The organism is Bacillus sp. ms-22, assembly GCF_009759805.1.
In the GTDB taxonomy this organism is placed as follows: Bacteria; Bacillota; Bacilli; order Bacillales; family Bacillaceae; genus Bacillus; species Bacillus xiamenensis.
Map to the genome: position 1 here is coordinate 341,234 of NZ_CP046653.1, position 15,384 is coordinate 356,617.

Consider the following 15,384-nt stretch of genomic DNA (forward strand, 5'->3'; position numbering starts at 1 on the left):
ATTGAATATTTTAGCAATGATTTTAGTAGGAATTGTCGCTTTAGAACACATTGTCATCATGTTACTAGAAATGTTTTTTATGGAATCAAACATGGCGAAAAGATCTTTCCGACTGCCTGAACACTTACAAAAGGATCCAAATGTGAAAGTGATGTTTGCTAATCAAGGGCTTTATAACGGTTTTCTAGCTGCAGGACTCATTTGGGGGCTCATTCTTGGATCAAATACTGTTGGATATATGATTCAGCTATTTTTCATTCTTTGTGTGTTGATCGCAGCGATATTTGGCGGTGTGACTTCTAATAAATCCATTTTAATTAAACAAGGTTTACCAGCCTTGCTCGCATTAATTGCGCTCATGCTGGCTATTTAATTCGAAAGAAAGCCGCCCTAGTCGGGGCGGCTTTTATCTTTTTCGAAGACCTATCAAACGAATAATGGATGTGAGACACAGTGCAACAGCAACAGCCAAAATGATTTTTCCGTACATGACCCCAGTTAGGTTCATCAAAAAGACGGCTAATATGATACAGAGCGTGATGATAATCATCACAATCGAATAGGTTTTCATCTCTTTTTCCACTCCTTTAAAAGTCTCTCTAGCACAAGAGGTCTGTCATTCGTTTCTCATATTATATATCACTCCATAACAATTTTACATGAAATTCCCTGCCAATAGAATGTGACAGAATCATTAGATTGAAAGTGATGCCATATTTTTTAGAAAATCGGGTATAACATAAATAGTTGCACCCAAGTATGATTGCTTGAAATTTAATTGCACAAAATATAAAATAGCCACATGATGAATGGAAAGGATGATGAAGTTGAGTAAGAAAGTTTTATTAGTATCAACAAGCAGCTCAGAAATGAACGGACACCCAACAGGCTTATGGTTAGAAGAATTGGCCGAGCCATTTCATATTTTTAAAGAAAATGAACTAGACGTACAAATTGTTTCTATACGGGGCGGAACAGTACCGATTGATAAAAATTCGATTCCCGACGGTGTCCCAGCGCAATATCAAGATGTGTATGAATTACTTCAAGACACAAAGGCACTAACAGATGTGAACCCAGCTGATTATGATGGGATCTTCTTTGCAGGAGGACATGGCCCAATGATCGACTTTGCGTCTAATCAACTGGTAGCCGATGCGATCTTAGCGATTTCAGACAAAAATGGCGCGGTTGGAGCAGTTTGCCACGGTGTTTCTGCCTTTGTTGATGTGAAGGGTCGTGATGGAAAGTCGTTTATCGAGGGGAAGAAAATAACTGGCTTCACGAACGAGGAAGAGGACGCTGTTCAGCTGACATCTAAGGTTCCATTTTTATTAGAAACAAAGCTTCGTGAGCAAGGTGCAGCATTTGAAAAAGGCGAAGCATTTGAGCCATTTGCTGTTGTAGATGGACAAATCATTACGGGACAAAATCCAGGATCAAGTGCAGAAACAGCACGCTTATTTGTCAAAACCATTTCATAAATCACTAAAAACCAGTCGTGACTCATCTCATGCGGCTGGTTTTTTGTTATAAAAATTTTCCAAAAAGACCAAAACAAGTATTGAAAAATGGTAAAATGATCACAGGGTAAAAAACCCAAATAAGGGAAAAGGGGATGTTCCTGTGAGAGCATTTTACGTAAAAATCACCGCTGCCTTACTATCTATTTTATTGGTAACAGGCTTATTTTCACCAGCCATAAAAGCGGAAGATACACCAAAACCAAATGGAAAAATGTCGCCGCTTACAGAAAAAGCCATTCAGCAAGTGCAAGAGTCATTTGTCAAGCAAGATAAAGGAACGGCGATTCAACAAAAGCAAGTGAAAAAATCGTTTAAAGTAGATAAGAAAAACGGGGTGAGTATTAAACGAAAAGCCGCTGCCGATGGAAAGTTGCGTACGTCTGCTGTTCGCTCGATTGATGGACTAGCCATCAATCAATCGTCTGTTTTAAACGAGGAAGATCCAGTTGATTTATGGTTTTTAAGCACATCGTCACCTCAGGCGCTTATTAGCCGGATTACTTCTCCAAATGCTGATTATTTCGTCCAATTATTTGTGGTTGATTTTGAAGCAGATCAAGCCTATCCGACGGATCTCATTCAGCCGGCAGGCAGCCTGCTTGGATTAACCAATTTACCGGCTGGTGATTACGCATTCGGTATCACCAGCGGAGGAGACTTCGGAGACTCCTACACGTTGCAGGTTAATGCGAAAAATCCACCCAATTTCACAGGTGCTGTATCCCTATCGTCAACCTTGCAATACTTTGTCGCTGAGTATGAAAATGGAGACGTCTTTGCGAACGGTGCAAAAGTGTATAACAACCAATCAAAGACGGCCGATTATCAATGGGAGCGTGTATTTTATTTCTCCTATGATGGAAAATATGAACAGAGAACCCATTCTATTTCAAGCGTGAAAGTGAAAAGCATTTCGGCACCAGTGTCGTACTCAGCCCCTTATGCGAGCTCATCTGAGGCCATTCTCGTTTACTTAGATGTGGAGACATTGTTTATGTACCATCAATCTTCGTTTGCTAGCGGACAATACTACCATGATACCTTTGTGGATACACTCGGGAAGACAACGCCAAGGCGTTTAGACATTGATGATCTGACAAATTACGGTGATCATATATTGGCTGTTGATTTAAAAACAGGAAAGCCAATTGATTTCTTCAGTGTCCTGAATTTCTACTATGCTGCAGGAATCGAGAAGCTACCAACAATCAAAACATTGAATTAAGATAGGCGGTTGACATCAAATCGCCACATGTGTAGAGTAAAGATAATTAAATGACAAAAGTCCACTAGGGGAGTCATGTATGACTGAGACAAGAGAAAATCTTGGACCCTTTGAACCTGATCTAGTTTGTACTAGCGGAGGGAAGTGGAGCTGGACCTTGTCTTATTCATGATTGAATCGATAAGAAGGCCGCTCCATTTGGGGTGGCTTTTTCATTTATTCAACTGAAGAAGAGGAGGCTTTTTTTATGACATTTTCAACGCAATTAAGGCAAGAAGCAGAACTATTATTTGAAGCCATTTATCAGCATCCGTTTGTCAGAGGACTTGCAGCAGGAAAGCTGGAAATGGAGCAGATCATTCATTACGTTAAACAAGATGCAGAATATTTAAATGCTTTTATTAAAATTTATGCGGCGGCAATCAGCCGGTGTACAGACAGAGAGGACATTCGCTTTTTCCACCAACAGATGGCGTTTGTACTCGATAGTGAGACGCATCCTCATCAAAACCTTTGCCGAGTAGCAGGTGTAGCATATGATGAGCTTCAGGGTGCTTCTTTGGCGCCAAGCGCTCACCATTATATTCATCACATGCTGCAAGTCGCTCAGGAAGGCACACTTGGAGAAATCATTGCAGTGCTGCTCCCGTGCCCTTGGACTTATTGGGAAATAGGCAAACGAATGCTCTCAGATGTGCAGCCTGACACAGCCCATCCGTTTTATGAGTGGATCACGTTTTATGGCGGGTTAACGGACTCTGTCACAGTGGAGCTTTGCAAACGACTTGATCAGTGTGCAGAAGAAGCAAGTGAGAAAGAAAAAGAGAAAATGAAACAGCACTTCATCTTAAGCTGTCAACTTGAGTATCAATTTTGGGAAATGGCCTTTACTGTGGAAGAGTGGCCAGTCCAAATGGAGGTTCATTCTTCATGACGTGGAAAATGAAAGAAGTCGTTCTTGCTGTCATTTTATCTGTAGCGTGCGGTGTCATCTATTTAGGGTGGTCGACTCTTTATTTACCGATTACAGCACTTGTTGGCCCAGCAGGGGGCAGCATCATGTTCGGAATTTGGGTCATTGCCAGTCCAATCGTTGCTTACATTATCCAAAAGCCAGGAGCTGCACTCATCGCAGAAACAGCTGCCGCCGCCGTAGAATTACTGACAGGCAGCCACTTTGGTCTTTCTGCGCTGCTGATTGGTATATGTCAAGGCTTTGGGGCAGAAATCGCCTTCGCGCTTTTTGGCTATCAGCGATATCGCATGTGGACACTCATGCTGTCTGGTGCCTTTGCAGCAGTAGGAGCGATGGTATATAGCCTGATTGCCAATGGCTTTGGTTATTACACCCCTCAAGTGCTACTCATGACACTTGTCACTCAAATCATCAGTGGCATGCTACTCGGTGGATGCTTAGCAAAGGTTGTAGTGGATGCCTTATCTAAAACTGGTGTATTGAATCAATATGCCATTATGAAAGAAAAACGAAATAAGGGTGAACAGCATGGATTCATTTCTCGCGTGCAGTAACCTTACTGTCCGTTTTTATGAACAGCCGAACCCCGTGCTCCATCAAGTATCTCTTTCTATTCAAAAGGGGGAAAAGGTGCTGATTTTAGGACCAAGCGGAAGCGGAAAATCCACGCTCATTTCGGTGCTTGCTGGAATCATTCCAGAACATATGGAAGCTGATGTACAGGGAGAAGTGATGTTGCAAAGACATACAGGTGTCATGTTTCAAGACCCAGACGCCCAGTTTTGTATGCACCGAGTCAATGAAGAAATTGCGTTTAGCCTAGAGAACCGCTCTGTACCTCGTGAAGAAATGGATGACATCATTCAACATCTCATGCAAAAGGTACAGCTGGATGTCGCTCCAAATACAGATATTCATACATTATCTGGCGGCATGAAGCAGCGGCTGGCGCTTGCTTGTTTACTAGCGCTAGAGCCAGATGTCCTGTTCTTTGATGAACCGACTGCACAGCTTGACCCAGCAGGACGAATGGAGGTATTTCAACTGCTTCAGCAGCTTTCTGTTGATCAGGATCAAACGATGATTTTTGTGGAGCATGTGTTGGACGGTGTGATCGAGTGGATGGATCGAGTGATTTTATTAGACCATCAAGGCCGTATTATAGCAGATGGACTTCCAAAAGACGTGATGAAAGCGTTTGGGGAAGAAATGAAAGAGGCAGGAATTTGGCGTCCGAAAATATTTCCCGAGAAATGGTCCACAGTCGTACAAGATCCATTTCATCCACTAAGCCAAACACTCATGCAAACCTTTGAGGCAAGAAAAGAGCGGCATGAGAAAGTCTCATCAATAGATGGAGAGACAATCCTTCGAACCGAACACCTTCAACTAAGCTACGGGAAAAAAAGGATTATAGATGACCTGAAGCTAGACATAAAAGCAGGCGATTGGGTTGCGATCATCGGTGAAAATGGAAGCGGGAAAAGTACGTTTCTTAAACATGTCATACGTTTAGAGCCATTAAAAAAAGGCCACATTTTCTTAAAAGAAAAACATCTAAAAAAGTGGTCTGACCGATCACTATATGAAGAGGCGGGCTTTGTATTTCAAAATCCTGAACTTCAATTTATACAGGACACAGTGTTTGATGAAATCGCATTTGGTGGAAGACAGCGAAATTGGCCAGAATCAGTGGTGCAAGAAAAAACGAATCAGCTATTAGTAGAGTTCGGCTTAGAGAAGCATGCAAACGCGCATCCATTCACCTTAAGTTTAGGGCAGAAAAGAAGACTAAGTGTCGCCACGATGCTTCTTTTCGATCAGGATGTACTCCTTTTAGATGAACCGACCTTCGGGCAGGACGAGAAAACGGCGAAGGAGCTAATCAGACGTCTGAAAGAGCGTCAACGGCAAGGCACCACTATTATCATGGTCACACATGATATGGAGCTCGTCGATGCGTGCGCTGATCAGGTACTTCTTTTTCATCAAGGGAAGCATGTGTATGATGGGACGCCTTTCGATTTATTTTCAAATCAGGAACTCGTCAATGGTTATCAGCTGAGAGTGCCTTTGCATTACCGCTATGTGGTTGAAAGAAAGGAAGTGCTGACGCTTGCAAAGTAATCATTCCTTTCTATCCACTGTGAATCCAGTCGTGAAATTACTCGCTCATCTCCTTGCGATGTGCTGTCTGATGGCCATTTCTGATCCTAAAACCACATTCATCATCTGGCTTTTGGCCCTTGGCATCGGGCTTGTCTTAGGCGGCTGGAATATCCAATATCTCATCACAAGACTTGTTCCTTATCTGCTCTTTTTTATTCTCGTGTTTTGGATGATGGCGGCTTTTGGTAAGGGGGATCATACTGTGTGGAAATGGGCATGGTTTCATGTCACAGAGGAGAGTTTAAGAAATGGACTCACCATTTCTTTTAGAATGCTTGGCTTTGTGACATTTGGTCTCCTTTTTACATCCACAACTGATTTGACGGCCTTTATGATGAGCTTGATACATCAATGCCGAATGTCACCAAAATGGGCGTATGGAATGCTTGCAGGCTTCCGGTTTATCCCGTTGTTTCAAAGTGAATTAAAGCAAATGAAGGCTGCGCATAAAATCAGAGGCTACAAGCAAAAAAACAGCTGGAAAGCTTTTATGCGTTATGCACTGCCCCTTTTCACGCAGGGCATTCGGAAGTCAGAGCGCTTGGCCATTGCGATGGAAGCAAGAGGCTTCACAGGAACGAGAGAGCGAACGTATTATCATGTCATCAGCACATCATGGATTGACTACATGTATCTCTTTTTCATTAGTGTGAGTGTCCTGTTGTGCATGCTTATTTTTTGATAAACCCCCACATTCTTATGATGGAATGTGGGTTTTTTATGTGACTTAGGTCATTTGGTTGATATTGGGACGCATTACAGGCTGTAATAGATCATATAACGAACCGATATAGAGGGTGTACTGAGAAAAGAGAGGATGAACGTGAGCGAATGTCACAAAGAATTGTTGAAAACATAATAGCCACTTTACCCATCGTTGGACTAGCTATGCGAGAGCAACTCACCTTTTCTGTTTTAGGTAAAGAGAAGGTACTTTATTATCAGCAACACGGGGATATTAACTTAGGGTTTAAAACTGGTGATGCAGTTGATGAGGGATTTCAAAATTTTTCTATGCTGAAAAATGGCCGAGAGGCATCATTTATCCAAGTTCCTCAAGAGGTGTACGGAATTCCATTGGATATCGTAGCCGTACCAATCACAGATGAGACAGGTCAAGTGGTAGCTGTCTTTTGTGTTGCTTATGATCAGTCAAATCAACAACGATTAGAACACATTATGACAGAAAGTAACCAAGCTTCTGAAAAACTAGTCGCGATGGTCCAGCAAGTGGCCGCACATTCAGAGGAACTACAAGCGACAAGTGAACAAATTCTACAAAATACAAAAGCCACTGTCGAAAATTCTTCTAAAATCAATCAAGTGTCCAATCTCATTAAAGGAATTTCTGATCAAACAAACTTACTTGGACTCAATGCATCCATTGAGGCTGCAAGAGTAGGTGAAGCAGGGGCAGGCTTTGGAGTGGTCGCAACAGAGGTCAGAAAACTTTCAACCCACGCCAAGCAAGCCACAACGGATATCGAAGCAGCATTGAAAGATGTGCAGGGCTCGATTAAAGGAATGGAAGAAGAAATTGCACAAATTGTAGCTTCTTCTGAACATCAAGCAGAGCTTGTCAGCACTTTCACAAAAATTATTGAAGGACTTCATGAAACAAACGAAACGATGAAAACATTAGCAGATGACTTAGTAAATTATCAAGTAAAATAAAAACTTTTTGACCAAAACCTCCAGCTAGATCGGAGGTTTTTTAACGTTTTAAGGTGAGGTATTTGTCAGAATATTGACCGGTTGATCGCTGACAGGCAGGGTACACTTCTGTATGATAGAAAAAGAGATACCTGTTTGATCACTAGACCGATTCATAAGGAGGAAGACCATCGTGACACAATCAGCAAAGCTGCAAGAAGTACTAGCGCCTTACCGTACATTGTTAGATCAAACCAAAAAACCAAAGATTGAATTACAAATGAAGCAAGGAAAAACAGGACCTTATGACAGTAAAATAGCAGGTGATCCCTACTTCCCAAAGACCGATGAATATCCAGTGGATGCTGAAGGTCATCCTATGAAGCTATTGGCACAAATTAATTTCGGTCAGCTGCCGAAGCTGCAAGATTATCCAGAAACAGGACTTCTGCAAATCTATATTTCTGTGCATGATGATCTTTATGGCATGAATATTGACCATAAAACAGAGCAAAAAGATTTTCAGATCAAATTCATTGAAGAACCTTTTTTAGCAGAAGAAGAGTTATTCACTGATTTTTCTTTTGTGAAGATTCCAGATGATTTTTATTTCCCTGTCACGAAGGAAGGTGCGATCACAGGTGAATTATCAAGCGAAACCATCAGCGTAGGAGATTTTCGCTTTGAAAAAATCGTAGGCACACAAAGCTGGGACTTATTCGAAGAATTGAGTGATGATGCTGAAGAAGCAGATGCATTGCTAGATGAATTTTATGAAACAGAGAGTGGATTTGGTCATAAAATGGGTGGTTATCCAGGGTTTACCCAAGAGGACCCGCGTACCTATGTGGATCAAGAACATACCGTTCTGTTATTACAAATTGATTCAGATGATGAAGTGGATCTGATGTGGGGAGATTGCGGCATCGCCAACTTTTTTATCAAACCAGAAGATCTCAAACGAAAGAATTTCGAGAATGTCGTCTATAATTGGGATTGTTCCTAATTTTATCAAAAGCACTCTTTTATAGAGTGTTTTTTGTCTGCTTTTAGACTTTTTTGCCTCTATTTCATCATTTCTGAGAGGGAATATGTCATTCTTTCTAGTTGACCGTATCAAAAAAAAATGTAAAATCATCTTAAAGTCCTCTTTTTTGAAAATAATAATAAAATGACATATCAACAATGAAATGCTTGAAAAAGCGGAATGTACTGGGGGGGGATCAATTGATCATTTCGAAAGTAATCAATAATAATGTGGTCAGTGCTTATGATGACGAGCAGCATGAGCTGGTCATTATGGGCAGAGGAATTGCGTTTCAAAAGAAAAGCGGAGATCCGATTGACGAAGAACGTATTGAAAAAGTATTTTCCATTCAAAATAAAGATATATCAGAAAAATTCAAAACCCTGCTTTACGATATTCCAATTGAGTATATGCAAGTGTGTGAGGCGATTATTGATCATGCGAGAACGAGCCTGAACAAAAATTTAAATGACAGTATTTATGTCACGTTGACGGATCATATCACCTTTGCCATTGAACGTCATCAAAAAGGAATGGACATTAAAAATGCTTTGCTTTGGGAAATCAAACGGTTGTATAAAGATGAGTTTATGTGCGGTGTAGAAGCAATTCGCATCATACAGGACAAGCTCAACATCCGCCTTCCTGAGGATGAAGCAGGTTTTATTGCCATGCATATCGTCAATGCAGAGCTCAATGAGGAAATGCCAAACGTTATTCAAATCACAAAGCTGATTCAAGATATTTTGAACATCGTCAAATATCACTTTCAAATTGATTTGGACGAGGAATCATTAAATTATTTCCGTTTTGTCACGCATTTAAAGTTTTTTGGACAACGTCTGTTTAACGAAACACAAATGGAAAATCAAAATGAATTTCTGTATGAAGTGGTAAAGGAAAAAAACACAGCAGCTTTTCAATGTGCTGAGAAAATTAATGATTATGTTCAGAAAGAATACAACCGAAGTCTCATAGAAGATGAGATGTTATACTTAACTTTGCATATCGATCGAGTCATAAAAAGAAAATAAATCAAAAAGAAAGCGTTGACATCACAAAATTAACATGATAATTTATAACTATAAACTCAATAACCCACAATCTTTTAGGATTGTTACTGGTCAAGCAGGCAAAACCTAAATCATTGTCCCTATCTTTGATAAGGCATGATTTAGGTTTTTTGTATCTAAAGACTTATAAAATTAAATAACGATCAATCGCTATGAAGGATTGTTACTGGTTAAGCAGGCAAAACCTAAATATCGATTAATGTCTGAATCGCTATTTTTCGGGCATTAATGGATGTTTAGGTTTTTTCTATAAAATGAAATCAACGATTGGAGGGTAACACAATGAACCACAAACAAACAGCAAAAGAAGTTCTAGAGCTAGTCGGCGGTGAAAAGAATGTCAAGCACGTCACACATTGTATGACAAGACTTCGCTTTAACTTATACGATGAGAGCAAGGCGGATAAGGAGAAGCTGCAATCAACAGATGGCGTCATGGGTGTGAATCAAAGCGGTGGTCAATACCATGTCATTATCGGCAACGACGTATCAAACGTCTATCAAGCGATGGTTGCTGATTCAGGGCTATCAACAGAGGTAAAGTCAGGCGGCACAGAAGAAGAAACAAAACAAAATGTATTGTCAAAACTTTTCGATTTTATCTCTGGTGTCTTCACACCGATTCTTCCAGCCATCGCTGGAGCCGGTATGATCAAAGGAATATTGGCACTCATGCTGACGTTCCAGTGGATATCAGATAAAAGCAGCACATATACCATTTTAACAGCAATCGGAGACGGAGCTTTTTACTTCTTACCAATCCTGCTTGCTGTAAGCGTAGCCAGAAAACTGGGCACAAATCAGTATATTGCCGCAGCCATTGCTGCAGCAGCGCTGCATCCACAGCTAACCGCTTTACTTGGTGCAGGAAATACAGAATTTCTAGGCTTGCCAGTGGTAGCCGTTGTGTACTCTTCATCGGTGATTCCGATTCTGCTCACAATCTGGCTTGGCTCATATGTTGAAAGATTCGCAGAAAAATATAGTCCGAAATCATTAAAAATCATCCTTGTTCCAACTGTAACACTTCTTGTCGTTGTGCCAATTATGCTTATAGCAGTTGGACCGATTGGTGCCATTATCGGAAATGGCCTTTCAGGCGGAATTGATTTATTGTTTAAACATGCAGGTATTTTAGCAGGACTCTTAATCGGCGGCTTCATGTCACCATTGATCATTACGGGTATGCACTATGCACTTGTTCCAATCATGATTAACAACATTACGTTAAACGGTTTTGATTACATTATCCCAATGATGTTTGTTGCCAATATGGCACAAGCCGGTGCAGCATTTGGTGTCTTCTTAAAATCAAGAAACAAAACATTCAAGTCATTGGCAATGTCAACAAGTATCACAGCATTAATGGGTATTACGGAACCTGCTATGTATGGTGTCAACATGAGATTGAAAAAACCGTTCATTGCAGCCCTCATCGGTGCGGCAACAGGCGGCGTGTTCATGTCCATCTTTAAAGTAAAATCCTATGTGGTGTCTGGTTCAGCAGGTATTCCAGGTATCCCAACGTTCATTGGACCAACGTTTGTTTACTCGATCATTGGTTTAATCATCGGCTTTGTCGTAGCAACCATCATGACACTTGTGCTTGGATTTAAAGATGTACCAGTGAAAGATGATACAAAAGCAGACAAACCAGAAGAAAATAAAGATACAACAGCGCTTCAAAATGAAGTGGTACAAAGCCCGCTTGAAGGTCAACTAAAGCCGCTAAATCAAGTAAATGATGCAACATTCTCTAATGAAATCATGGGCAAGGGAGCTGCCATTGTACCAACAGTTGGACGAGTGGTTGCACCGTTCAACGGCAAGGTGGAAACCATTTTCCAAACGAAACATGCCATCGGTTTAAAGAGTGATCAAGGTACAGAGCTTCTCATCCATGTCGGAATTGATACAGTAAAACTTGGCGGAAAGCATTTCACAACTCATGTGCAGTCAGGTGATATTGTCCAGGCAGGAGATGTACTCGTTGAATTTGATATCAACGGCATTCAGCAAGATGGTTATGACGTAACCACACCGATTATTGTCACAAACACAAACGATTTTGCACGAGTTGATGCGAAAACAGATGGTACGATTACAGTGAAAGAAACACTGCTTACAGTCAGTGTGGAAGAAAATGAGGAGGGCATTCAACATGACCAAATTAGAAAAAACATTTCCTAAAGGTTTCTTATGGGGCGGCGCAGTAGCAGCCAACCAAATTGAAGGCGCTTATAACAAAGATGGAAAAGGCTTATCTACAGCTGACGTATCACCGCATGGTATTATGCATCCATTCGATGAGTCAATGAAAGACCTTAACTTATACCATGATGCGATCGATTTCTATCATCGCTATAAAGAAGATATTGCTCTTTTTGCAGAAATGGGATTCAAATGCTTCAGACTATCTATATCTTGGCCGCGTATTTTCCCAAATGGCGACGATGCTGAACCAAATGAAGCTGGACTCGCTTTCTATGACAAAGTATTCGATGAACTGCATAAGCATGGAATCGAGCCGGTTGTCACCATTTCTCATTATGAAATGCCGCTTGCACTTGTGAAAAACTATGGCGGCTGGAGAAACCGTAAGCTTGTGGGCTTTTATGAAACCTATGCCAAAACATTGTTCACTCGTTATAAAGACAAAGTGAAATATTGGATGACTTTCAACGAAATCAACGTCGTGTTACATGCACCTTTCACAGGTGGCGGCCTTGTATTTGAAGAGGGCGAAGACGAGAAGAGTATTCAATATCAAGCAGCACATCACCAATTTGTTGCAAGTGCTCTAGCTGTCAAAGCAGGACACGAAATCATTCCAGATGCGAAAATAGGCTGTATGATTGCAGCTATGACGACATATCCGTACAGCTCAAGACCGGAAGATATGTTTGCTGCGATTGAACAAGATCGTAAAACATTGTTCTTCTCAGATGTACAGGCAAGAGGCTATTACCCTGGATACATGAAACGTTATTTCCTGGAAAATAACATCAACATTGAATTCCAAGACGGTGACGAAGACATTCTAAGAAACCATACAGTGGACTATATTGGGTTTAGTTACTATATGAGCTTCGTGGCAAGTACAGACCCTGCAATCCTTGATCAGGCGGAAGGTGGAAACCTATTTGCTGGCGTGAAAAACCCTTACCTAGAAGCAAGTGATTGGGGCTGGCAAATTGATCCGAAAGGACTTCGTACGACACTGAATCAGCTGTATGACCGCTATCAAAAACCATTGTTTATTGTAGAAAATGGATTGGGCGCTGTCGATCAAGTAGAAGAAGACGGATCCATTCAAGACGATTACCGAATTGATTACCTGAGAAGCCATTTGTTAGAGGCAAGAGAAGCCATCGCAGACGGTGTGGATCTCATCGGCTATACAAGCTGGGGCCCAATTGACCTTGTCAGTGCTTCAACAGCTGAAATGAAAAAACGCTACGGCTTCATTTATGTCGACCGTGATAATGAAGGAAACGGTACATTAGAGAGAAAGAAAAAGAAAAGCTTTGATTGGTATAAGCAAGTGATTGCTACGAATGGTGAGCATTTAGATGCATAAATAATAAAAAACAAAAAACCACTCATTACCATGAGTGGTCAGATTGTAGAGAAACTCATGTTTTTCTACAATCTTTTTTATTTTCAGCGTAAGTATGATGGATAAGATTGAATGAAAAAGGCCTCCCACACACCTAGCCTAACTTCGCTAGGTGTGTGGCAATCTTCTTCATGTTCTGACAGGCAGCTGTGAGAAGCACTTGCTCACTCACATTTTGTTTTCCCCTCAACCGGCAGTAGCGAAGCCCATGCAGTTGTTTTGAATCTGCAAAGCTTCGCTCTATTTTTTCTTTTCTTTTTTTGTATAGCTCTTTTCCAGCGGGAGACAGACGATTTTGTCTGACCTTTTCTTTATGTTCCTCCCACACATGTCTTGAGATGACCTTTTGATGATTTTTAGATCTTGTACAGTTTTCAAGAAAAGGACACGAAGCACATTTTTTGGGATCTGATTTGTAGAACCTATAACCTTTTCGATCAGTTGTGGTATATGAAAGCTTTTCACCATTCGGGCATATGTAGTGATCGTGTTCAGAATCATACTGAAATTTCCACTTCTCGAATAATCCTCTTGTTGGATGAAAGCGTCTATGTGCGATAACACCAAAAATACGTCGATCGGATAAACCTTTACAGATTGGGGTTGTCAAATAACCAGAATCAAGGGCAACAGCTTCTACTTGAAAACCAAATCGTGCGATTTGGTGATCCAGTCGTTCAAGATATGGTACAGAATCGTGGACATTACCTGGTGTGACATGAGCATCAGTGATGATATTGTACTTCATATCTGTTGTACGGTGGTCTAGGTAGAAAAAGCCTTCTGGCTTGTTTTCACTTCCTCTTTTACCTTTAAGGGCTTTTTTCCGTGTGCCATCCGATCTTCTTGGATCGCTTCTTCTAAATCATTTATATAGTTCTGGGTATCTTGTTCAATCGTTTTTCTCGTATATTTATGTTTATTGGCATTGGCTTTAAGATGAGTTGAATCAGTAAAAAGAACGCGGCCTCCTACCATATCATGATTGATAGCTTGAAGCACGATCTCGTCGAAAATGTCTTGAAAAATCGTTGTATCTTTGAATCGAGTGCGACGATTCCAGCTAATGGTCGAGTGATGAGGAACGGGATCATTGATGTTCAAACCTAAAAACCATCTATACGCCATGTTATAGTAAATTTCTTTTTCAAGTTGTCTTTCAGAACGGATACCGTACAGGTATCCGATAAACATCATTTTGAACAAAATAAGTGGATCAAGAGAAGGGCGACCTTTATTCTCGCTATAATACGGTCTTACTTTATCTACGATAAATGAAAAATCAATGTACTGATCAATTTTACGAAGCAGGTGATCCTCTTCGACCAGTTGATCTAGCAATACAAATTCGGCTTCGTGCTGAGAAGAATTTCTAGTGTGGAACATGAGAAAAACACCTTCCTTTAGTAGGCTTTTCTCTATTATAAAATGAGAAGATGTAAATTTTAAGGAAAAAATAAAGCTGTCGAGATTTTCTCGACAGCCTGGCCACTCATTACCATGAGTGGTTTTGTTTTTTTACAATTAACAAATATATATGAATTATATTAAAAGTTTGTGAGGATTGTCGTAATATGTCGATCGATAGTAGTTGATATAAAATTGGTAATATAGGATAATTATCCCTATTGCGGAATAACTGTATCGAGAAATCGGGGGAAGATATGTCTAAATTCAAATTTTTATATCTAGCTATTATTTTTGTAGTTGCATCATCATTATTTTATGTTCAAGATGCTCAAGCTTATAGAGCAGTAAAAACAATTTCTAAGGTAACGGCTAAAGCGGATTTACCGTATTGGTCTGATCTTAAAGGTTGCGGTAAATTTAAAGCTCAAAGTCAAACAACACGTACAGGCTTTAAGAAACTTCACCACGATGTCAGTTTTTACACTGTTGGAGGAAGTGTTTCTGCTCCAGGAACGGGAGCTACAGGAAGTGCATCAAGTAAATCTTATAGTAAGTCAACGAAAGGTAAAATCTACACTACTTCAGGTAACGTTTGTGCAGGCGGATTAGCTATTTATCTTGGTATGTATACGACAACTGAAGTAGATCAAAATAGCAGCAGAACTTACACAGCTACAGCTAAAATCTAAATCTAAAAGTCAATTGA

At 40.5% G+C, this 15,384-nt stretch carries 14 protein-coding genes, 1 pseudogene and 1 riboswitch; of the genes and pseudogenes, 13 read left to right on the forward strand and 2 right to left on the reverse strand.

What is annotated here, in order from left to right; all coding sequences use genetic code 11:
- Position 1: 1 nt before the first annotated feature.
- On the forward strand, positions 2-373 hold the full coding sequence (locus GPA07_RS01820) for a DUF1304 domain-containing protein (RefSeq protein ID WP_008355621.1): 372 nt from the start codon (positions 2-4) through the stop codon (positions 371-373).
- A gap of 33 nt (positions 374-406) precedes the next feature.
- Here the strand turns inward: GPA07_RS01820 and GPA07_RS18565 are convergent, their stop codons facing one another.
- Entirely contained in the window at positions 407-571 is a 165-nt protein-coding gene (locus GPA07_RS18565; protein ID WP_186299675.1) for a hypothetical protein, read from the reverse strand.
- A gap of 256 nt (positions 572-827) precedes the next feature.
- Here GPA07_RS18565 and GPA07_RS01825 point away from each other — a divergent pair, with 256 nt between their 5' ends.
- From GPA07_RS01825 to GPA07_RS01875, 11 genes are all read left to right on the forward strand, one after another.
- Positions 828-1,484: a type 1 glutamine amidotransferase domain-containing protein gene (locus GPA07_RS01825; protein ID WP_157291933.1), complete on the forward strand. Its 657-nt coding sequence runs from the start codon at positions 828-830 to the stop codon at positions 1,482-1,484.
- A gap of 142 nt (positions 1,485-1,626) precedes the next feature.
- Positions 1,627-2,751: a hypothetical protein gene (locus GPA07_RS01830; protein ID WP_157291934.1), complete on the forward strand. Its 1,125-nt coding sequence runs from the start codon at positions 1,627-1,629 to the stop codon at positions 2,749-2,751.
- 56 nt (positions 2,752-2,807) lie between these two features.
- A riboswitch (TPP riboswitch) is annotated at positions 2,808-2,911 on the forward strand.
- Positions 2,912-2,998: 87 nt separating this feature from the next.
- On the forward strand, positions 2,999-3,685 hold the full coding sequence (gene tenA, locus GPA07_RS01835; protein WP_157291935.1) for a thiaminase II: 687 nt from the start codon (positions 2,999-3,001) through the stop codon (positions 3,683-3,685).
- Positions 3,682-4,281 carry an ECF transporter S component gene (locus GPA07_RS01840; protein ID WP_008355611.1) on the forward strand — a complete coding sequence of 200 codons (600 nt, stop codon included), beginning with the start codon at positions 3,682-3,684 and terminating at the stop codon, positions 4,279-4,281. Before tenA ends, GPA07_RS01840 begins: the two co-directional genes overlap by 4 nt.
- Positions 4,256-5,854 (forward strand): ABC transporter ATP-binding protein, encoded by a 1,599-nt coding sequence (locus tag GPA07_RS01845; RefSeq protein WP_157291936.1) that lies wholly within the window; start codon positions 4,256-4,258, stop codon positions 5,852-5,854. Before GPA07_RS01840 ends, GPA07_RS01845 begins: the two co-directional genes overlap by 26 nt.
- Positions 5,844-6,578 (forward strand): energy-coupling factor transporter transmembrane component T family protein, encoded by a 735-nt coding sequence (locus tag GPA07_RS01850; protein WP_157291937.1) that lies wholly within the window; start codon positions 5,844-5,846, stop codon positions 6,576-6,578. Before GPA07_RS01845 ends, GPA07_RS01850 begins: the two co-directional genes overlap by 11 nt.
- A 536-nt stretch (positions 6,579-7,114) precedes the next feature.
- Positions 7,115-7,570, forward strand: coding sequence for a methyl-accepting chemotaxis protein (locus GPA07_RS19095; protein ID WP_442859328.1), 456 nt, complete (start codon positions 7,115-7,117; stop codon positions 7,568-7,570).
- A gap of 172 nt (positions 7,571-7,742) precedes the next feature.
- Positions 7,743-8,555, forward strand: coding sequence for a YwqG family protein (locus tag GPA07_RS01860; protein ID WP_157291938.1), 813 nt, complete (start codon positions 7,743-7,745; stop codon positions 8,553-8,555).
- A gap of 221 nt (positions 8,556-8,776) precedes the next feature.
- Entirely contained in the window at positions 8,777-9,610 is an 834-nt protein-coding gene (licT, locus tag GPA07_RS01865; RefSeq protein ID WP_008355583.1) for a BglG family transcription antiterminator LicT, read from the forward strand.
- A 321-nt stretch (positions 9,611-9,931) separates the two neighbouring features.
- Positions 9,932-11,839, forward strand: a complete 1,908-nt coding sequence (locus tag GPA07_RS01870) for a beta-glucoside-specific PTS transporter subunit IIABC (RefSeq protein ID WP_071168349.1) — start codon at positions 9,932-9,934, stop codon at positions 11,837-11,839.
- Complete coding sequence (locus tag GPA07_RS01875) at positions 11,811-13,229, forward strand: aryl-phospho-beta-d-glucosidase (protein ID WP_071168350.1); 1,419 nt, start codon at positions 11,811-11,813, stop codon at positions 13,227-13,229. The genes GPA07_RS01870 and GPA07_RS01875 overlap by 29 nt, the downstream gene beginning before the upstream one ends.
- A 133-nt stretch (positions 13,230-13,362) precedes the next feature.
- Here the strand turns inward: GPA07_RS01875 and GPA07_RS01880 are convergent.
- A pseudogene (locus tag GPA07_RS01880) lies at positions 13,363-14,654 on the reverse strand (transposase).
- Positions 14,655-14,932: 278 nt separating this feature from the next.
- Between GPA07_RS01880 and GPA07_RS01885 the strand changes: the two are divergent.
- Positions 14,933-15,367, forward strand: coding sequence for a hypothetical protein (locus GPA07_RS01885; RefSeq protein ID WP_034324807.1), 435 nt, complete (start codon positions 14,933-14,935; stop codon positions 15,365-15,367).
- Positions 15,368-15,384 lie beyond the last annotated feature (17 nt).